Origin of the sequence: Rhodococcus cerastii (assembly GCF_033042195.1) — a bacterium.
Classification (GTDB): domain Bacteria; phylum Actinomycetota; class Actinomycetes; order Mycobacteriales; family Mycobacteriaceae; genus Rhodococcoides.
Genome location: NZ_JAWLKF010000004.1, coordinates 120,322 through 139,446 on the forward strand (window position 1 = coordinate 120,322; position 19,125 = coordinate 139,446).

The window sequence follows — 19,125 nt, forward strand, 5'->3', positions numbered from 1 at the left end:
AGCACTAATACATCACCGGTGACACCATCCGCATGGACGGCGCTACCCGCTGGGCTCCGCTTTAACCTCTGACCACGGGCGGGTGACCCCGCCGATCGCGGCGGGGTCACGCGCGAGCGCGCAGGTCCGCTACCGTCGGGATTTCCTTCTCCGCGCGGTCGGACATCCACTCGCGCAACACTTTCGTTGCGAGCACGTCGTCCTCGTTGTAGACGAGCAGTCGCTCGCGCTGCGTGTGGTCGGGCTCGGCGTCGTATCCGACGGCCTCGCGGTACCACCCCATCGACGCCTCGCCGCCGGCTTCGTCGTCACGCCAAGCGAATCCTGCGACCGGCGCAATCTTCTTCAGTCCCTTGCCGTTCGGGCAGATGAACTGATCACTCACGGCCTGGTAGATGTCCACCCACTGCTTACTGTCGATGAACTCGCGAATCTGCGCCTCGGTGGGAACCCCGGGAACGTCCGCGAAACGGCGTGCCGAATCGAGCAGCCACTTGTCTTCCGCCTGCCGCGAATAGCAGTACGCGGCAAAGGTTTTACCGCGCGCGGCCGCGTCGGCCCTGGTATCCATCAGCCAGTTCCAGAACACCGCGAACGAGCGTCCCTCGTCGACGGTCGGCAGCGGGTCCCAGGTGACGAAACCGCGATACGACGGCGGCGGACCGCCTGCCTCGGTGAGCAGCGTGCCCCACAGATACGCGCCGTGTTCCTGGTAGCTCTCCATGTCCACGTCCACCTCGACGTCGGCGCGATGCACCGAGACGGTCTCCGAGCGCCGCAGCAACGGCACGTCCGCCCGCCAGGCCAGCGCGGCGGACACGGCGTCGTCGAAGTTTCCGAACGGCCACTCCTCGGGAGCCGGGCCGGTCCACTGCGCCAACTCGTCGATGGTGCGCACGCCCGCGCTGCGCAACACCTCGGCGCGGGACCCGGAGGCGACAAGCGAGACGTCCCGAACGGCTTCGAGTTGCGGCTTGCAGTCGAACCACCATGCACACGAACGACATTCGCTCACCTGGGAGGGCACGGTGAACGCGACGCCCTGGGCCACCTCGAGCCGGTCCGCGAAGCGGGTGTCGTACTCGTCGAGGACCGTCGCGAGATCGTGCACCAGCATGCATTCACCCTTGTAGCCCACCGCGCCGCCGACGGGTGTGGCCGTGGCCAGGCCCTCGTGCGCGAGCATCCGATACAGGTGCGCGAGCCGGAGTTGATCGCGCAGCTGACTGCGCACCTTTCGAGTCTCGTCGATCGCCGGAGACCACTGATCGAGCGGGGTGGTGCGCGCCCCACGGCCGGGGTCGGTGACCTTGTGGTTGACGACGATCACCGGGATGTATCCGCCCGCCGCGTCGCGGACGAGCAGTTCGCTGCGCCCGCGTCGACCGGTGTCGCGTTCGAGGGGCAGTACCGCGTTCCAGATGCGTTCCACGCCGGCCCGGCAGGCGGCGACGGTCGCGTCGGCAGCCTCTCGGGCGGTGGGTTCGTCGATCTCCATCCACCGCGTCGAATCGTCCACGGCCAGCTGCGCGCGAACGTTCTCGCGGTGCGCCTGAGCTGCTTCTCGACGCTGCCGCACCCCTGGGTTCTCGGGTTCACCGCGCAGCAACGATCCGTACGCGGTGTCGAGATAGAGCCGATGCCTGCACCGCGTCAACGATCCGGCATCGAGCAGCACGGGCACAGGTGATGTTGCTGCCGCGCCTCGTTGACCGTTCACACTGTTAGACACTAGGTCAGCCCTCCGACAGCCTGCACAGATCAGCGCCCGATAGGGTGTGGGTAACGCACTGTCCCGCCTAGCAGCACACGTCAGGAGCCTTTTCGATGGGTTTGTTCCGCAAGCGTAAGGGTCGAGCCACTCGCAAGGCAGAGGCCAAGGCGCTCAAGCACAAGGCAACACTCGAAGCGAAGCTGGGCGCGAAGAACGAGCGCAAGCAGTTGAAGTCGATCGCCAAGGCGCAGCGCAAGCTCAGCGCGGTGGAGGCGAAGTCGCAGAAGAACGTCGAGAAGGCCCAGGTCTCCGCTCTCAAGGCGCAGCAGAAGGCCGCGGTACAGGGAACGCTCAGCGTGGCTCAGATCCGCAAGTACCTCGGCATCGCTCGACTGCTGATTCCGGTGCTGGCTCCCATCCTCTACCGCGGTGCGACCGTCGTTCGCGCGCAGCTGGACAGCCGCAAGGCACAGCAGCTCGGTGTCGCTCCCGACCAGCTCAGCGAGTACACCGGCCACGGCGGAAAGCTCAGTGCCCGCATCGCCGGTGCCGAGAAGTCGCTCGACACCATCGGTGCGCGCCACTCCGATCCCGAGACCAAGAGCTTCGGTGCCGCGATCAGCGAGCGTCTGGACGATCTGACCACCGCCGTCCGCGCATCCGAGCAGATGCCGCCCGCTCGCCGCAAGACCGCGCACGCCGCGATCTCCGCCGAGCTCGACGGCATCGAGGCCGATCTGCTCGCCCGCCTCGGCGTGCGCTGAACCCTGCACAACCGATGACCGACAGCTCTGCCGCCCCGCTTCGCGGCGGAGCTGTCGGTATCGTCACCGCGGCGCTCGCGGTGGCCGCTCACGGCATGGCCGGCGGCGGTTGGCCCGACGGTTCCGCACTGGCTCTGCTCGTCGTCGTCAGCATCGGGGTGGGTGCCATGACGGCCCTGCCCAGACGTTCGACCGTCCTGCTGCTTCCCGCTCTGCTGGGCGGACAACTCGTCGCCCATATCGCGCTGAGCCTCGGCAGTGCAGCGGAGATGCACGCGCATTCACTGTTGCCCAGCACAGCGATGATCGCCTTTCACGCGGCCGCCTCGGTCGTCACCGGCCTGATGATCGCCGCGGCCGAGCGCCTCTACGGCCCCATCACGTCCATCGTCCGAGCGATTCTCGCGCTCCTCACTCCCCTGCCCGACGGTTCCGCCGTCGGTCGCGTGTCCATGTCCGTTGCTGTTCCGTCGGTAGACGGCACCGCTCTGGACTGGGTCATTTCTCGTCGCGGTCCCCCGATGTCGTCTTGCTCGTTCCGCGGGCTCCACTCGCGGTCGGCATTCTGACCGACACCCTTTTCCGCTTCTCTGCACAGAAATGACCCAACCCATGAAGAGCTCTCTTTCCCGTGCCCTGTTCGTCTCGGGAGCCACCGTCGGCGCACTGCTGATCGGCGCAGGCGCTGCGTCCGCGCACGTCGTCGTCTCCGCTCCCGACGCCGCGCAGGGCGGCTACTCGGTGCTGACGTTCCGCGTTCCCACCGAGTCCGATACCGCCTCGACCAGTTCGGTCAAGGTGACCCTCCCCGGCCTCAATTCCGCTCGCACACAGCCCGTTCCGGGCTGGACATCCACCGTCGAGAAGGACTCCGCCGATCTCGCGGTATCGGTGACGTGGACGGCGAACCCCGGTTCCGAGGTCGGGCCAGGCCAGTTCCAGCAGTTCCTGCTCTCGGCGGGCCCGCTGCCCGAGCAGGAGACCGTCTCGTTCCCGGCCACCCAGACCTACACCGACGGTGAGGTCGTCGACTGGAACGAGCCGATGACCGAGGACGGTAGCGAGCCCGAATTGCCCGCTCCCACCCTGACTCTCGCCGCGGCCGGCAGTGATGCGCACGGCAGCGCCCACACCGAGACCACCGCCGCCTCTCAGGCGTCGACGTCTTCGGAGGACAACACCGCCCGCTGGCTCGCCGGCGTCGGACTCGTGCTCGGTGCCGTCGGCGCAGGCCTTGGCATCGGTGCAACGATCAGGGCGCGGCGCTCATGAGATCACTGGTCCTGTCCACGAGGGCGCTGGTCGTCTCGGTCGCAGCACTGCTGATGCTGTTGATCGCCGCACCGATCGCCTCGGCTCATTCGCAGGTCACCGGGTACAGCCCGGCCGACGGGTCCTCCCTGGACGCGTCTCCGGCCACGGCGTCCGTGTCGTTCAACGAGGTGCCGCAGTCGCAGTTCGCCACACTCAACGTCGTCGGGCCCGACGGCAACATCTGGTCGAAGGGTGATGCGCGCATCGAGGGCCAGAGCGTCGTCGTCGACGTCGGCGAGCTGGGGCCGGTCGGCGAGTACACCCTCGCGTACCGCATTACCTCGGCCGATGGCCATCCGGTCAGCGGCACAGCGTCGTTCACGCTGACGCAGGAGGGGTCAGGGACTCCGGGGGCACCCGCCGACGCGTCGGGAAGCGCAGAGGAGTCCGAGGGCTCGTTCCTCGGCGGCTACGGTCGGATCGCGCTGATCGCCGTGGCGGTTCTGGCCTTCGCCGGGGCATTGGGATTCGCGCTCCGTAAGCCCAAGACCCGGAAGTAGCACCGACGTGGCTGCGGTGGGCGAGAGAAGTGTTCGGCTGGTACTCGCCGCCGCAGCTGCGGCGCTGGTGGGGGTCGCGGCAGCGTTCGCGCTGGCGTTCCCCACCTTTCCCGGTGGGTCGTCGTGGCTACGGGTGATCGCGGTGGCGTCGGGCTCGGTGGTGTTGGGGTTCGGGGTTCTCGCAGTCCTGGACGCCAGTTCCGATTCCCGACGCCCCGCCGTGGACCCGCCGGTGATGTGGCGCGCGATCGGCTACCTGTCGGGACTGTGGGCGGTGGCCGAGTTCGTTCTGCTGGCCGCCGCGGCAGCCGATTCTGCCGGTCGCACGCCACTGACGTTGTCGCCCAGCGCTTTCGCCACGTTCGCCACCTCGATCTCGGTGGGCCGTCTGGGTTCTGCGACGGTGATCCTGACGCTCACCCTGTGTGCCATCGGGGTGGCCGGGTATCGACTGAGGGCGAGCTGGTCACCGATTCCGGTGGTCGTGCTGGCATCCCTTGCGCTGGTCGCTCGGCCGATCACCGGGCACATGTCTCAGTTCACGTTCGGGTCTTTTGCCGTCGCCGTGCATGTGGTGTGCGCGTCGGTGTGGCTCGGCGTCCTGGGTGCGATGGCGCTGAGCCTACGGAGCAAATCCGCGTGGGCGACGCTGTTGCCGGTCTATTCGCGAGTCGCGTTCTGGTGCGTCGTCGGGGTTGCCACCACCGGAGTGCTCGACGCGGTCCTGAAGCTGGACAGCCTTGCTGCCGTGGTCGAGACCGGTTACGGCCGAATCGTTCTCGCGAAGCTTCTCGTCACGGTGATCCTGATCGCGTCCGCTCACCGAATCCGTGGGACGTGGTTACCCACCGTCGCCGCGCACCGATCCACTGTCGAGCACTCGGTGGGCCGAGCCGCAGCGCACATCTGCCTGCTGGCGGTGGCGTTCGGCTTGGCTGCGGCGCTGGCGACCACTGCATAACCAAGCTTGTCGGTGCTCTGTACTAGCCTGGGTGCATGCCGAAGTTGACTGTGGTGCCGGGTGGTTCTTCGGCACCTGCGCTCGGTCGGATCCATACTGTCGCGGAGTTCTTCGCCGGTATCGGCCTGGTGCGAATGGGCTTGGAGCAGGCCGGTTTCGAGGTGTCGTGGGCCAACGACATCGAGCGCGACAAGCATCACATGTACCGCCAGCACTTCGGTGGCGAGGCCGGCCATTTTCAGCTCGGCGATGTCGCACGCACTCGAGGAGACGATCTGCCCGAGGGGCTGTCGTTGGCGTGGGCGTCGTTTCCGTGCACCGATCTGTCGTTGGCCGGCGGCCGGGCCGGGCTCGCGGGTAAGAACTCGTCGACGTTTCGGCATTTCACGCGGGTACTGAGCGAGCTCGGTGATGCTCGACCCGAGGTGGTGACGCTCGAGAACGTCGTCGGGCTGGCGACCAGTCACGGTGGAGACGATCTGGCCGCAGCGGTCCGGGAGCTCAACCAGCTCGGTTACTCCGTGGATGTCCTCACCATCGATGCTCGACGCTTCGTTCCGCAGTCGCGTCCGCGCCTTTTCCTGGTCGGTGCACAGAATCCCCCGGAGGACGCGCGCGATCCCAACAGTGAGCTTCGGCCGGATTGGCTGCAAGCGGTGTACGGCGATTCGACATTGCTGACCCATCGGGCACCCTTGCCCAGTCCGCCGATTCCGTTGACCAGTGGCCTCGGTGATCTGGTCGAGCGCATGGACTACCGCGACGAGCGGTGGTGGGATGCAGACCGTACCGCAGCATTCGTGCAGTCCTTGTCGCCGATTCAGTTGCAGCGCATCGAGATCCTGAAGAAGGCCCGCAAGGTCAGCTACCGTACCGCCTACCGTCGCACCCGTAACGGCGTCGCCGTCTGGGAAGCTCGCCCCGACGACATCTCCGGTTGCCTCCGTACCGCCCGTGGCGGTTCGTCCAAACAAGCGGTGGTCAAGATGGGCAACGGCCGGTTGCAGGTGCGGTGGATGACGCCACTCGAATACGCCCGCCTGATGGGTGCCGGCGAGTACACACTCGACGGTTTGCGAAACAACCAGGCGCTCTTCGGTTTCGGTGATGCGGTGTGCGTTCCCGTGGTCGCCTGGCTCGCCGAGCACTATCTGATGCCGCTGGTCAGCGGGACCCTGAGTTCGACTGCCGCACATGTCCAGTCACGGTAAGTCCTCGCTGCGGTCGTCCGCCGTCGCTCCGCGCAAGAGCACTCTGCCCGCGGACGACGTGCAGTCCTTTCGCACCGCACTGCGAGAAGTGCTGAGCGAGAAAGACGATCAGGGCCGAGTATGGTCGGCGGCCAAATGGGGCGTGTATGCGTTCTACGATTACGACGGTGAGCCGATCTACGTGGGGCAGACCAAGGAGAAGCTCAGCGTCCGGGTGCAGCGTCATCTGACCAATCAGCGAACCGACGCCGTCGCGATGCGGGTACTCGACGTCTTCGAGGTCGCCGAGATCGAGATCTGGCCTCTGTGGCAGTACGAGGATCTCAAGAAGTCCGACGGCGCAGAGCAGTTCCGCGCAGCCGAGCGCGATCTGAATGCGCACGAGTACACGGCGTACCTCGAGGCCATCGACAAGTCTCGACACAAGGCGATCCTCAACGAGAAGATTCCGCCGGTCTCGGAGCCCATCGCACTCCCCGCGTCACTGCGTCGGTCGCTGATCTCCGAGCAGACCCGCCGCGAGCGCGGGCACCCCGACATTCGCATCGCGCGCCGCGCCGAGACCATCTCACGGCTGGCAGCCGTCACTCGCGAACGCGGCGAGGTCTCCGAGGGTCTACGACGCGTCCTCGTGGTCCAGGCCGTGCGCCTGGCCTACCTGTCGGCCGAGCGACTCGCCTTCGTCGAGGGGCATCCCATTCCCGATCCCGCCGCGATCGACGTCACCGCGCTGGTGGGTTCGGTGCTGCACGAGCGCGCCCCGGACTCGGACGACGAGCCCGAAGACATCGAAGGAGCCACCGACCCAGAAGGCGAGTTGGACCTGTTCAGCGAGTTCTGACTCGGGTCGTCGTACGCTCGCCCTGTGCCGCTCCCCCCTCACGTTGCCGATCTCACCAGCATCGACCTGCTGCTGTCGGTCGCCGAGCTCGGCAGCATCGGGCGAGCGGGTCGAGCGCACGGCATGTCGCAGCCGGCGGCCAGCGCGCGCATCCGTGCATTGGAGCGACGGGTCGGCGCTCCATTGTTGAAACGGGGCGCACGCGGAACGGTGCTGACCGAGTTCGGCGAGCTGGTCGCGAGCTGGGGAGCGCCGGTCGTGCGGTCCGCCGAGGATCTGGCGACGGCCATCGCCACGTTGCACGCCGAACGCGTCGGCCATGTGCAGATCGCCGCGAGTCAGACTGTCGCAGAATATCTTCTGCCCCGATGGCTGGTCACGCTGCACACGCTCGTTCCGCACATCGTTCCGAGCCTCACGTCGGGCAATTCCACAGTGGTCGCCGAGAAGGTACTTGCGGGCGCTGCCGACCTCGGCTTCATCGAAAGTCCCACTGTGCCTGCGGATCTGGATCATCGGACCGTTGCCACCGACGAACTGGTGCTCGTGGTGGCACCGGATCACGCCTGGACAATCACCGCGCCGTCGGCCGCCGAGATCGTCGCCACCGCACTGGTGACGCGGGAGGCGGGGTCGGGAACGCGCTCGGCCTACGAAAGCGCGGTGGCTGCAGCGGGTCTCGGGCAGCCGATGTCGCCGTTTCTCGAGGTCTCCTCGACGACGGCGATCAAGTCCGCCGTCGGTGCGGGAATCGGCGGAGCCGTGCTGAGCTCGTTGGCCGTCGCCCCCGAGTTGGCCGCGGGAACCCTGGTCCGCGTACCGATCCCAGGACTGACTCTGCGTCGTGAGTTGAGGGCGATCTGGCCGTCCGGCCGCATCCCCACCGGCCCCGCCGCAGAATTGCTGTCCGTGGCGGCAAAGACCCAGCCATAACGTCCAGTTATGGGTAACGAACATTTCGGCACCTACCGGACGTGACCGGCTACGCGCACGCTGAAGTCATGACCGTCACCGCCCTCACCCCCGCTGTGCATCCCAGGACTTTCGAGCACATCACCCCCAATTGGTTCGCCGCGGTGATGGGTACCGGGATCGTCGCCACTGCGGCCGCAACTCTGCCTGTGCAGTTTCCTACACTGCACGTCTTTGCCGTTGCGGTATGGGTGATCGCCGCTACGGCGCTGGCCGTGATCGGTGGAGCCTTCGCGCGGCATTGGATCCGGCACCGCGACCGGGCCGTCGAGTACGCCCGACACCCGGTGATGGTGCAGTTCTACGGCGCTCCGCCCATGGCGATGCTCACCGTCGGCGCGGGAGCGGGCCTACTCGGCGCGGACGTACTCGGCCCCACCACAGCCACCACGCTGTTCGCCGGCCTGTGGATCGCCGGGACGATCGCCGGTCTGCTCACCAGTGTCGTCGTTCCGTATCGAATGATCACCGCGTCCGATCATCGTGACGTCGCAGCCCTGCCCGCGTGGCTGATGCCTGTGGTGCCGCCGATGGTGTCGGCGTCGACAGGGGCGTTGCTGCTTCCGCACCTACCCGAGGGCCAGTGGCGGCTGGCGCTGCTGTGCGCCTGTTATGCGATGTTCGGGCTGTCGCTGATCGTCGGGATGATCACGCTGACTCTGATCTACGGGCACCTGCTGCACGGCGGTCTGCCGCCCGTCGACGCGGCCCCGACCGTGTGGATCACGTTGGGGTTGATCGGCCAGTCGATCACGGCGGCCAACCTGCTGGGCACCGACGCATCGATGGTGTTCACCGGTACACAGGCGTCGGTCGCCGTCGGGCTACACGTCTTCGGTATCGGCTACGGGCTGATCATGGGCGGCTTCGGAATGCTGATGTTCGCGCTGGCGACAGCTCTGACCGTGCACGCGGCACGCAGAAACCTGGGGTTTTCGCTGACGTGGTGGTCGTTCACGTTCCCCATCGGGACTTGCGTCACCGGAGCGACTGCCTTGGGTCATGCGCTGAACTTCGGTGCGGTGCAGGCTCTGGCCGTTGCCCTGTATGTCCTACTGCTCGCCGCCTGGCTCACCGTGGCCACCCGAACCGTTCGCGGAATCCGGCACGGAGAGTTGTTGCATCCGGATCACAGGTGAGACAGCACGTTCACGACGTTGCCGCCTGCATCCCGAAAGAAGAATCGGCGGACTCCCCATTCCTCGTTGGTGATCTCGTAGACGATCTCGAGTTCGGCGTCCATCGCTGCCCGGTACGCCGCGTCCACGTCGTCCACTTCGATCGATGCCGACGGATTGACCGGCCCGGTGGGATCGGTGGTGATCAGACTGAGCTGCGCCGCACTGTCGCCCGCCGGAGCGAGCGTGGCGATCCAGCCGTGATTCATCACCACCTCCATGCCGGTGACCTGGACGTACTTGTCCAGCGCCGCATCGAGATCGGTGACCGTGAGCAATGGCATCGCGCGCAGAACATCCATGCCCGGACTGTATCGGCGACAACGTCCCCGCGGGGACGTGCTCGACGAACATCTCACACATGATGGACGATCCTGACGATGCTGACGATCAGGGTGACTCTGGCCGACGTCGAGCCGGTGGTGTGGCGGCGGTTCACCATCGCCTCCGACGCCACACTGCCCGAGCTGCACGACGTCATTCAGGACGTCATGGGTTGGGAAGACCGACATCTGCACATGTTCTTCGTCGGCGACGATCCTCTTCGAAGCACTCGACGCTACGAGATGAAGTCCTCGCTCGAGGAGTGGGACGGCGGCACCGGGACACTCGAAGACGGCGTTCGGGTGGACGACGTCCTCGGTGCCGTCGGGGATCGTCTCGGGTACGAGTACGACTTCGGTGACGGATGGACACACCACCTGGTCGTGGAAGAGGTATCGCCCGTAGCCGGTACTGCAGCCTGCCTGGACGGCGACCGCGCCTGCCCACCCGAAGACTGCGGCGGCTCGTCGGGCTACGCCGAACTGCTGAAGGTTCTCGCTGATACCGACCATCCTGAGCACGACCACATGAAGCTCTGGGCGGGCGACTTCGACGAGCGCTTCGCGGTGGCCGACGCGAACAACAGAATCGCGTTGCGGCGCGCGGTGACGGAGTTGGCCGGTCGCGTACGGGAACGGCTACCCAAACTCGGCTCGCTTCTCGAACGCGGGCCCCTCGAGTATCACCCCGATCTGCCCGATGTCCTCGCGCGCGTCGATGTCGATGTGGATCAGGTGGACCCTGCAGTGGCGGCATCGGCAATGGAAAAGCTGACGTGGATGCTGGCGCGCGTGGGCGAAGACGGAATCACACTGACCGCTGCAGGCTATGTGCCGCCCAGGGACGTTGCGGCGATGCGTACCGAGCTCGAGTGGGGTACCAGATGGTTCGGAAGCTCCAACCGCGAGGTGGACCATCAACAGGTGCACTGGCTTCGGACTGCTGTGACGCAACTCGGACTCGTTCGTGTCCTGAAGGAGCGGCTTCTTCGCACCCGTTTGGGCAACACCCTCGCCACCGACCCGGTCCGCCTGTGGTCACACGCCGCGGCTCGGATGCCCGTTGGGCGCGAGCAGTACGAGAAAGACGCGGACGTCCTGCTCCTGGTGTCGGTTGCGGCGAGTTGCTCTGTAGACGAACGCAATTCGCTGGTCTTCCGAAGCCTCGAGGCGCTCGGATGGATGATCCCCGAGAGGGAGAGACCGTACGCCCAGTACCTCGCTCGACCGACCTTGGACTTCCTGACTCTGATCGGCGCTGTGCCGTCGACCCTGGGTCGTGAAGGGGCCGGGCCGGATTGGGGACGGCAGTTCGCGGTACACGCCTTGTCGTCTCGAGCTGGGTAGTCAACCCCTGCCCCCGAGTCGTTCACCCCGGCGACACGTGCAGTTCCCACAACACATGTCTGCGTGTCGATTCAGGTCGGAAGCATGAGCAACTTCCGTGCTCGATGCTTCCAGGAGATGTACCAAGTGAACACTGTTCGTCGCGTTGCCACCGGTGGAATCCTCGGTCTCGCAGCCGCTCTCACCCTCGCGTCCTGCTCCGAGCCTGCGGCTCCCGATGCCGGTGGAGACGGCGACCGGGCCGGCGGCACTCTCACGGTGTACACCTCGGAGCCGCAGGCGAAGATCGACGCTCTCAACGCCGAGTTCACCGCAGAGAACCCCGGCATCGACGTACAGGTGTTCCGCGCGGGCACCGGAGATCTCAATGCGCGCATCGCGTCGGAGCGGCAGACCGGCTCCATCGGTGCCGACGTCCTGCTCGCCGCGGACGCCCCCACGTTCGAGAAGTACAAGGCCGACGATCTGCTGCTGCAGTACACCCCGGCCGACGTCGACGCCCTCGACCCGAACGTCGTCGATCCCGACGGTTACTACGTGGGAACCCGCATCATCCCGACGGTCATCGCGTACAACACCGGGACCGTCTCGCAGCCCCCGACATCGTGGAAGGACCTGGCGGACCCCCAGTACAAGGGCCGGATCACGCTGCCCAATCCCGATGTGTCCGGCGCGGCAGCGTTCAACACCGCCGTCTGGCTGGGCCAGGAAGACCTCGGCCTTCCGTGGCTCACCGATCTCGTCGCCAACGAACCCGTGGTCGCCGAGAGCAACGGCCCGGTCGCTCAGGCCGTCGCGGCCGGCACCCAGCCGGTCGGGATCGTGGTGGACTACCTGGTGCGCGAGTTGGCCGAGAAGGGCTCGCCCATCGCCGCGTCGTACCCCACCGATGGCGTCCCGTACATTTCCGAACCGGCCGGAATCTTCAAGGACTCGGCCAATCAGGAGGCCGCGCAGAAGTACGTGGACTTCCTGGTCAGCAAGCGCGGTCAGGAGATCGCCGTCGAGCAGCAGTACCTGCCGGTTCGGTCCGATGTCGGCACGCCGGAAGGCGCGCCCGCTCTCGACGACATCGAACTGCTGAACCCGGACCTCGACACCATCACCGCCTCCCAGCCCGATGCCGTCGCCACGTTCAACGATCTTCTTGGCTGACCGCGTCACCTGGGTTCGCGCCTGCCTGTGGTTGGCAGTACTGGCCCTGGTCGGCGCTCCACTGGCGGCCGTGGTCTCGATCGGATTGGGCGGCAACCACATACAGGAGCTGCTCGACGGCGGAATCGCGTCGGCCACTACCAACAGCGTCGTGTCGGCCGGTGTGTCGGCGGCCGCGGCGGTGGTGATTGCGACCATCATGGCCCTCGTTCTCGATCGCACCGATCTGCCGGGCCGATCGGTACTGCGCCTGATTCTGCTCAGCCCGTTGCTGATTCCGCCGTTCGTCGGCGCGATCGCCTGGACAGGCCTGCTGGGCCCGAGCGGGATGATCAACTCGTACTGGAACGACGCCTTCGGCGGCGGACCGCTGTGGAACATCTACGGCGGCGACGGAGTGATCTTCTTGCTGACGGTCCACTCGTATCCGATTGCGTACCTGATCATTTCGGCGGCGCTCCGACGCGTACCCGGCGATCTGGAACAGGCGGCTCGAATTGCCGGGGCATCTCCCTGGCGAGCCATGCGCGATGTGACGCTGCCACTGCTGCGTCCTGCTCTCCTGGCGTCGCTGACGTTGACGGCCGTGTCCAATCTGGCCGATTTCGGCATCCCGGCGCTGGTCGGACTGCCCGAGCGCTACGTCACCCTGTCGACCATGGTGTACCGATACATCCAGTCGGGCACCGTCGATCGACCACTGGAGGTGGTCTCCACCATCGGCATCGGACTCCTCGCACTGGCCGTGGTCGCGGTCGCACTCGACCGCGTTCTGGGGCGTCGCTCCGTTCAGCTCGACGGTGCGGTCACGGCCCCGCAGCTACTTCCGTTGGGCCGCAGCCGAATTGCAGCAGGTCTCGCTGCGTGGATCCTCGGCCTCGTTCTGACGGTCCTGCCGATCCTGGCGTTGGCGACGCAGGCCCTGCTTCCGGCTCCCGGCGTGCCGCTCACCTGGAGCAATCTCACGCTGCAGAGTATCGAGAGCGCGGTCACCGCACCGGGAACCCTCGTCGGCATTCAGAATTCGGTGACGCTGGCGTTGGGAGCCGCAGTCGTCTGCGGATTCCTGGGCCTGGCCATCGGGGTATTGACCACCCGCACCAGGTCTCGCGACAACGTCGGCCTGGATCTGGCAGCGATGCTGCCGCAGGCGATTCCCGGCCTCGTCATCGCAGTGGGCTGGTTGATCATCGGCCGGTACACCGGACTGTTCGACACCAAGTGGGTCATCCTGTGCGCCTACGTGATGGCGTTCCTCGCGATCGTCGTCCAGGCCGTTCGAGCACCGCTGAGTTCCACTCCGACAGCCCTCGAAGAAGTCGCCAGATCCTCCGGCGCGTCACATCTTCGATCGCTGTGGGACGTGCCGTGGAAGATGGCGATCCCCGCTGCAGTCACCGGTGCGGTGCTCGTTGCTCTCACTGCAGTGCGCGAGCTGACCATGTCGGTGCTCCTCGTCGCTCCGGGTACACAGACCCTCGGCGTGTCCATCTTCAACCTGCAGCAGGCCGGCGACTACAACGCCGCCTCCGCCCTGTCCCTACTCGTCGCGCTCGTCGGATTCGCGGGCCTCGGCCTCGTGGCGTCCACCCGAGCCGGGCGACCGTAGATCCAACGCTGAGAAGAGAGAACCGATGTCTGCCATCACGATCGAACGTCTCGGCCTCCGGTACCACGACGGCACGGTCGGCGTGGAGGGCATCGACCTGGAGATTGCCGATGGCGAGTTCGTCGCACTCGTCGGGCCGTCGGGCTCCGGTAAGACCACGCTGCTGCGTACCGTCGCCGGCTTCCTGACCCCGACTGCCGGTTCGATCTCCATCGGACCGGATGTGGTTGCAAGCGAACAACTCTCGACGCCTCCCGAGTCGCGCAAGCTCGGCATGGTATTCCAGCAGCACGCCCTGTGGCCGCACCGCAGCGTCGGGCGCAACGTCTCCTACCCACTCGAACTGGCCAAGGTCTCCAAACCGGAGCGCACGAAGAAGGTCGCCGACGTGCTCGAGCTCGTCGGGCTGCCCGGGCTCGAGAACCGGGACCCGTCGACGCTGTCCGGTGGTCAGCGGCAACGCGTCGCCCTCGCGCGCGCTCTGGTCGGCTCGCCACGGGCACTACTACTAGACGAGGCGCTCTCGGCATTGGACGAGCCACTGCGAGACCGGCTTCGCCTCGAGCTGAGATCTCTGACGTGCGCAGCCGGTCTGACCGTCGTACACGTCACGCACGATCGCACCGAGGCCCTCGCCCTCGCAGACCGGGTGGTCGTCCTCGATCGGGGCAGCATCGCGCAGATCGGTACACCCGAGGACGTGGTGCGCGCTCCGGCGTCGGCGTTCGTCGCCCACTTCCTGTCCGACGCCACCCTCGTCGACGGCACCGTCGCCCACGGCACCTTCACCTCGGGCTCCCTGACACTCGCGGCGGAGGGCTCCGGCCCCGGGACGGTTGCAATCCTGCCGACCGATATCGAGCTCGTGCCCGACGGCGAGCGCGAGAGCACCACCAAGGGAACCGTCACCTCGTCACTCTTCGGCCGCGATGCCAGCGATGTTCTGGTGCGCTCCGGCGATGTGGACTTCCGATGCTCGGTACGCGGACCGCGTCCCGAGGTGGGTGACACCGTCGCGCTGACCGTCCGGCGGTCGTTCTTCTACCCGCGGTAGCCAGCCTCGACCGCGGATCCACCCGATCAGCAGCCGACCGACCACTGTGACCCACCAGACAGGAATATTATTTGCTTAGCACATGTATTTATATATATGGTTGCAGACAGCAAGTAAATGGACATCGGCGTTGGAGTACTCATGGCAGTTCAATCCACGACAGCGGAGTCGTTGGTCGAAGAGGTCTTCCTCTTCGGGCGCACGCTGAAGCGGGCCGTGACCACCGGAGTCGAGGATTCACCACTGCCGCAGGCCCTGACCGGAGTTCTGGCCATCCTGGCGACCGAGGGTGAATGCAGGCAGACCGACCTCGCCAGCAGGCTGTGCGTCAGTCAGTCGGCCCTCAGCCGGCAGATCGCGGACCTCGTCGACCTCGGCTACATCGATCGACATCCCGATCCCGACGACCGAAGGGCGTCACGGGTTTGTGTGTCGGACATCGGTCAGGTTCGACTGACACAAATTTGGAACAGACGCGCACGCCGCCTGGCAGAAATGTTGAGCGGCTGGAGCGAGGACGAGGCACTCGATGCACTCGACTCGATCCGCAAACTGAACGACACCTTCACCGAAGACGCCCACGCCCAGCATCAGGACGTGGCACGTATTGAATCGATTGCGAGATAAGACATGACCACATCTGCGGATACTCCGCCCAATCAGGCAGTCGTCGATCCCGACGCGATGTCGCATCGCCAGATCCTCGAAGCCCTCACCGGCCTGCTCGCCGCGCTGTTCACCGCGCTGCTGAGCACCACGATCGTCTCGACGGCACTGCCCACCATCATCGGTGATCTGAAGGGTTCGCAGACCGCGTACGCCTGGGTCATCACCACTGCCCTGCTGGCCAATGCCGCGTCCACTCCGATCTGGGGCAAGCTGGCCGACCTGTTCAACAAGAAGGTGCTGGTCCAGAGCGCGATTCTCATCTTCGTCGCAGGCTCACTGATCGCCGGCTTCGCGCACAACGTGCCGGTCCTGCTGGCCGCTCGCGTGGTGCAGGGCATCGGCATGGGTGGTCTGACGGCTCTCGTCATCGCCATCATCGGCACCATCGTCTCCCCGCGTGATCGCGGCCGCTACTCCGGCTACACCGGTGCCGTCATGGCCGTGTCGATGTCGGGTGGCCCGATCCTGGGCGGCGTCATCGTGGACAGCCCGCTCGGCTGGCGCTGGTGCTTCTTCGTCTGCGTACCGCTGGCCGTCATCGCCCTCGGCCTGCTGCAGAAGACCCTGCACATCAAGACCATCCGCAAGGACAACGTCTCCATCGACTGGCTCGGTGCACTTCTGCTCACCGCAGGTGTTTCCGTTCTCCTCGTGTGGGTCTCGTTCGCAGGCAAGGCCGACTACTACGCCTGGCTCTCCCGTGAGACGGCCTACCTGGTCGGCGGCGGAGTGCTGCTGCTCATCCTGACGATCATCGTCGAGGCGCGTCACAAGTCGCCGATCATCCCGCTCAAGATCGTCACCGAGCGCACCACCGGCTTGGCCATCGTCGCGTCCATCGCCGTCGGCGTCGGCCTCTTCGGAGCCACCACCTTCCTCGGCCAGTACTTCCAGACCGCTCGCGGCTACACCCCCACCGAGGCCGGATTGCTTTCCATCCCTCTGGTGTTCGGCATGCTCGTCGCCTCCGTCGGCTCCGGTCAGCTCATCACCAAGTTCGGTAAGTGGAAGCCGTTCATCGTCACCGGATCCGTTCTGTTGGTCGTCGGATTCCTGCTCCTGGGCACGATCGACCACGCGACCAGCCTGGTAACGGTCGGCATCTTCATCACCATCGTCGGCCTCGGTACCGGCATGTTGATGCAGAATCTCGTTCTCGCAGTGCAGAACACGGTCAGTGTGCAGAACGTCGGTGCGGCATCGTCGACGGTGGCGTTCTTCCGTACCTTCGGCGGCGCGATCGGCGTCTCGGTTCTCGGCTCGCTCCTGGCAACTCGGGTTGCCGAGAAGTCCGCGGCAGGCCTGGCCCAGCTCGGTGTCGACAGCTCGTCGGGTGGCGGTGGATCACTCGATCTCACCGCACTGCCCGCGCCGGTCCTCGAAGTCGTCCGCACCGCCTACGGCGACGCGACCGGACGCATCTTCATGATCGCCGGCTTCGTTGCGATCGTCACGCTGATCGCGGTGATCTTCATTCCGAATCGCCCACTGCGCCAGACGATCGACATCGCGACGGCCCCTGCGCAGGGACCCAAGGGCGAGCCGCAGGACCAGCTCGCCGAGATTCCGTCCTTCGGTGACACGCAGGAGTACGTCTCCGCCGAGCGCGAGGCCGAGTACGACGCCCATCGTCGCGCCGAGGGTCGGCACGAGGCTCAACCGGGACAGCGCCCCTTCGAGGGTCTGAGCACCGACGCACGTGATCGACTGCTCGCACTGCTGCTACCCGAGCCGAAGGACACGTTGGCCGCACTGGACGAGGCCGAGACCATCCGCGCCGAAGTGATCGAACTGCAGCAGGAACTCGACGCCAAGATGCTCGATTTCGATGCAGTGTGCGAGCGACTCCGTCGCCTCGGACTCAGCGAGCAGCAGATCGCTCGAGTGTTGGGAGACAACCACATTCCCGACAGTCGCAATCACTACGCACACGCAGGATTGAACGGACACAGCGTCAACTAGGCCCAACGCCGACCAGGCCAAGCGTTACGGCAGTTCCCCGCACCCCCACCGGGAGTGCGGGGAATTTTCGTTCTCTATGCTCCAAGAACGGACCGGCCACCTTCTTTCGGTTCTGCACAGGCGGGAGAATCGCTCATGACACGTCGCCGCCAGATCTCTGCCGCCGCAGTCCTGGTAGCAGTGCTCGTCTGTGCATCGTGCGCCACCGAACAGCGGACGCCCGGCACCCCCATCGACGGTGCAACGGTGTCCGCTCCCGGACTCGGGTGGACTCTCACTCCCTCGGATGCGGGTATCGAGGGCGGCCAGTTTCGCGATCCCGTCCAGGGCAGCGACACCGATTCGATGCACTCGGGTTCCATCTCCGACGGGTCGACGGTCGTCACGCTCGTCGGCCGCCTGGACGGCAGGGAGTTCGTCGACGCCACCCTGGTGGGCGCGAGCATCGCAGACGGCTCGGTGCGCTGGCGCACCCCCGCGGACGATATCGTGGGCTGCGGTGAGGAATTCGTCGACGGGCAGGTCGTCTGCTACCGCGCCAACACCGGCACGACATCCGAAATCCTCGCTGTCGACACCGAATCCGGGGAATCGAGCACTCGGGACGCGGCCTTTCCGATCACGAGTCTGACCACCGCAGACGGCCACGTGTACACCTCCCGGGCGGTGCGCGATGGTGCGAGGGCGACGGTGTCTCGCGGCACTGCGGACGCCCTCGACGCGGACTGGTCGGTGCAGTTCGATTCCACGGCCTCGCCTGACGCACCGTTCGCGTCCACACTGCACACCGAGAACGGAATCGGGTTGTTCGACGACGGCCGGGGAGTGTTCGCCTTCGACCTCGACACCGGCGACAACCTCTGGTCCAGAACGGTTCCCGACTGCGCCCGATCGGGCGTCGCCTCGCGCGACGGCGCAGTGCGGGTGGCGCGGGCCGACTGCTCGGACCCGAATGCGATCGTGGGTTCGGAAATCATCGCTACCGACGGAACCGTGCTCGCTGCAACGGATTCCGTGACCCTGCAGCAACCGACGTTCGATTCCCCCGCCGGGTCGAGTCCGCTACTGCTCGGAACGGGAGGCTATCGGCCGCCGAATCCCGACCCCGTGTGGACCGACGAGAGTCTGGTCTGGGCCGTTCCGTCGGACATCACCGGCCCCGCCGCGGCGTTCCTGTCCACCAACGGCCTTGCCTACGCCGTCACGGGTTCGGTTGCACTGCTGCGCAACACCGACACGGCCACCGAATCCGCGATCGACCTCGACACCGGGACCACGCTGTGGAGTCGAGAATCGGGGGCTTTCGCGGAGGTCGGTGCCCTCGACGGCGACGTCGCCACGCTGTTCGGACCGGAAGTGCTGCGCGGAATCGACGTCAGAACCGGATCCACGGTGTGGGACATACCCACGACCGCACTCGACGACGAGGGAATCGATCGGCAGTCGTGGCCGATGTTCGATCGAGTCGACACCGACTCGATCTACACCGATTCCATTTACACCAGGGCACTGAGCATCTCGCTGCTACGAGCGAGATAGATCTTCCCCCGT

General features: G+C 66.1%; 18 protein-coding genes. 16 read left to right on the forward strand and 2 right to left on the reverse strand.

Going from position 1 to position 19,125, the window contains the following annotated elements; genetic code table 11:
• Positions 1–106: 106 nt before the first annotated feature.
• Complete coding sequence (locus R3P93_RS09865; protein WP_394855278.1) at positions 107–1,720, reverse strand: TM0106 family RecB-like putative nuclease; 1,614 nt, start codon at positions 1,718–1,720, stop codon at positions 107–109.
• A 107-nt stretch (positions 1,721–1,827) separates the two neighbouring features.
• On the opposite strand from R3P93_RS09865, the gene R3P93_RS09870 reads away from it, so the two are divergent.
• From R3P93_RS09870 to R3P93_RS09910, 9 genes are all read left to right on the forward strand, one after another.
• The gene (locus tag R3P93_RS09870; protein WP_037186611.1) at positions 1,828–2,478 is read left to right on the forward strand and encodes a DUF6474 family protein; all 651 of its coding nucleotides are present in this window, start codon (positions 1,828–1,830) and stop codon (positions 2,476–2,478) included.
• 14 nt (positions 2,479–2,492) lie between these two features.
• Positions 2,493–3,047, forward strand: a complete 555-nt coding sequence (locus R3P93_RS09875) for a hypothetical protein (RefSeq protein WP_068045053.1) — start codon at positions 2,493–2,495, stop codon at positions 3,045–3,047.
• A gap of 43 nt (positions 3,048–3,090) precedes the next feature.
• Positions 3,091–3,750 (forward strand): YcnI family copper-binding membrane protein, encoded by a 660-nt coding sequence (locus tag R3P93_RS09880; protein ID WP_068045127.1) that lies wholly within the window; start codon positions 3,091–3,093, stop codon positions 3,748–3,750.
• Positions 3,747–4,292: a copper resistance CopC family protein gene (locus R3P93_RS09885; protein ID WP_094638514.1), complete on the forward strand. Its 546-nt coding sequence runs from the start codon at positions 3,747–3,749 to the stop codon at positions 4,290–4,292. The genes R3P93_RS09880 and R3P93_RS09885 overlap by 4 nt, the downstream gene beginning before the upstream one ends.
• Before the next feature lie 16 nt (positions 4,293–4,308).
• A complete protein-coding gene (locus tag R3P93_RS09890) occupies positions 4,309–5,253 on the forward strand; it encodes a copper resistance D family protein (RefSeq protein WP_317532932.1) in 945 nt (314 codons plus the stop codon).
• A 35-nt stretch (positions 5,254–5,288) separates the two neighbouring features.
• On the forward strand, positions 5,289–6,464 hold the full coding sequence (locus tag R3P93_RS09895; RefSeq protein WP_255183192.1) for a DNA cytosine methyltransferase: 1,176 nt from the start codon (positions 5,289–5,291) through the stop codon (positions 6,462–6,464).
• Positions 6,448–7,305, forward strand: coding sequence for a GIY-YIG nuclease family protein (locus R3P93_RS09900; RefSeq protein WP_094669712.1), 858 nt, complete (start codon positions 6,448–6,450; stop codon positions 7,303–7,305). The genes R3P93_RS09895 and R3P93_RS09900 overlap by 17 nt, the downstream gene beginning before the upstream one ends.
• A 24-nt stretch (positions 7,306–7,329) precedes the next feature.
• Positions 7,330–8,238 carry a LysR family transcriptional regulator gene (locus tag R3P93_RS09905; RefSeq protein ID WP_317532933.1) on the forward strand — a complete coding sequence of 303 codons (909 nt, stop codon included), beginning with the start codon at positions 7,330–7,332 and terminating at the stop codon, positions 8,236–8,238.
• Between the two features lie 68 nt (positions 8,239–8,306).
• Positions 8,307–9,416 (forward strand): TDT family transporter, encoded by a 1,110-nt coding sequence (locus R3P93_RS09910; protein ID WP_317532934.1) that lies wholly within the window; start codon positions 8,307–8,309, stop codon positions 9,414–9,416.
• Here the strand turns inward: R3P93_RS09910 and R3P93_RS09915 are convergent.
• Positions 9,407–9,757 carry a VOC family protein gene (locus R3P93_RS09915; protein WP_317532935.1) on the reverse strand — a complete coding sequence of 117 codons (351 nt, stop codon included), beginning with the start codon at positions 9,755–9,757 and terminating at the stop codon, positions 9,407–9,409. The genes R3P93_RS09910 and R3P93_RS09915 overlap by 10 nt on opposite strands.
• Before the next feature lie 78 nt (positions 9,758–9,835).
• Here R3P93_RS09915 and R3P93_RS09920 point away from each other — a divergent pair, with 78 nt between their 5' ends.
• The 7 genes from R3P93_RS09920 to R3P93_RS09950 all read left to right on the forward strand — a co-directional run bounded on the left by R3P93_RS09920 (position 9,836) and on the right by R3P93_RS09950 (position 19,113).
• Complete coding sequence (locus tag R3P93_RS09920) at positions 9,836–11,125, forward strand: plasmid pRiA4b ORF-3 family protein (protein WP_317532936.1); 1,290 nt, start codon at positions 9,836–9,838, stop codon at positions 11,123–11,125.
• Between the two features lie 117 nt (positions 11,126–11,242).
• Positions 11,243–12,280, forward strand: a complete 1,038-nt coding sequence (locus tag R3P93_RS09925) for an ABC transporter substrate-binding protein (protein ID WP_317533078.1) — start codon at positions 11,243–11,245, stop codon at positions 12,278–12,280.
• On the forward strand, positions 12,246–13,889 hold the full coding sequence (locus tag R3P93_RS09930; RefSeq protein ID WP_394855279.1) for an ABC transporter permease: 1,644 nt from the start codon (positions 12,246–12,248) through the stop codon (positions 13,887–13,889). Before R3P93_RS09925 ends, R3P93_RS09930 begins: the two co-directional genes overlap by 35 nt.
• A 25-nt stretch (positions 13,890–13,914) precedes the next feature.
• The gene (locus R3P93_RS09935) at positions 13,915–14,943 is read left to right on the forward strand and encodes an ABC transporter ATP-binding protein (RefSeq protein WP_317532938.1); all 1,029 of its coding nucleotides are present in this window, start codon (positions 13,915–13,917) and stop codon (positions 14,941–14,943) included.
• Between the two features lie 141 nt (positions 14,944–15,084).
• Positions 15,085–15,570, forward strand: a complete 486-nt coding sequence (locus tag R3P93_RS09940; protein ID WP_068045167.1) for a MarR family winged helix-turn-helix transcriptional regulator — start codon at positions 15,085–15,087, stop codon at positions 15,568–15,570.
• Between the two features lie 57 nt (positions 15,571–15,627).
• The gene (locus R3P93_RS09945; protein WP_394855285.1) at positions 15,628–17,574 is read left to right on the forward strand and encodes an MDR family MFS transporter; all 1,947 of its coding nucleotides are present in this window, start codon (positions 15,628–15,630) and stop codon (positions 17,572–17,574) included.
• 135 nt (positions 17,575–17,709) lie between these two features.
• A complete protein-coding gene (locus tag R3P93_RS09950) occupies positions 17,710–19,113 on the forward strand; it encodes an outer membrane protein assembly factor BamB family protein (protein ID WP_317532940.1) in 1,404 nt (467 codons plus the stop codon).
• Positions 19,114–19,125: the final 12 nt, after the last annotated feature.

Coding starts and splice junctions, on each gene's coding strand:
- R3P93_RS09870 (WP_037186611.1), top strand. CDS start 1,828: ATGGGTTTGTTCCGCAAGCGTAAGGGTCGAGCCACTCGCAAGGCAGAG.
- R3P93_RS09875 (WP_068045053.1), top strand. CDS start 2,493: ATGACCGACAGCTCTGCCGCCCCGCTTCGCGGCGGAGCTGTCGGTATC.
- R3P93_RS09880 (WP_068045127.1), top strand. CDS start 3,091: ATGAAGAGCTCTCTTTCCCGTGCCCTGTTCGTCTCGGGAGCCACCGTC.
- R3P93_RS09885 (WP_094638514.1), top strand. CDS start 3,747: ATGAGATCACTGGTCCTGTCCACGAGGGCGCTGGTCGTCTCGGTCGCA.
- R3P93_RS09895 (WP_255183192.1), top strand. CDS start 5,289: ATGCCGAAGTTGACTGTGGTGCCGGGTGGTTCTTCGGCACCTGCGCTC.
- R3P93_RS09900 (WP_094669712.1), top strand. CDS start 6,448: ATGTCCAGTCACGGTAAGTCCTCGCTGCGGTCGTCCGCCGTCGCTCCG.
- R3P93_RS09910 (WP_317532934.1), top strand. CDS start 8,307: ATGACCGTCACCGCCCTCACCCCCGCTGTGCATCCCAGGACTTTCGAG.
- R3P93_RS09915 (WP_317532935.1), bottom strand. CDS start 9,757: ATGGATGTTCTGCGCGCGATGCCATTGCTCACGGTCACCGATCTCGAT.
- R3P93_RS09920 (WP_317532936.1), top strand. CDS start 9,836: ATGCTGACGATCAGGGTGACTCTGGCCGACGTCGAGCCGGTGGTGTGG.
- R3P93_RS09925 (WP_317533078.1), top strand. CDS start 11,243: ATGTACCAAGTGAACACTGTTCGTCGCGTTGCCACCGGTGGAATCCTC.
- R3P93_RS09930 (WP_394855279.1), top strand. CDS start 12,246: ATGCCGTCGCCACGTTCAACGATCTTCTTGGCTGACCGCGTCACCTGG.
- R3P93_RS09935 (WP_317532938.1), top strand. CDS start 13,915: ATGTCTGCCATCACGATCGAACGTCTCGGCCTCCGGTACCACGACGGC.
- R3P93_RS09940 (WP_068045167.1), top strand. CDS start 15,085: ATGGCAGTTCAATCCACGACAGCGGAGTCGTTGGTCGAAGAGGTCTTC.
- R3P93_RS09945 (WP_394855285.1), top strand. CDS start 15,628: ATGTCGCATCGCCAGATCCTCGAAGCCCTCACCGGCCTGCTCGCCGCG.
- R3P93_RS09950 (WP_317532940.1), top strand. CDS start 17,710: ATGACACGTCGCCGCCAGATCTCTGCCGCCGCAGTCCTGGTAGCAGTG.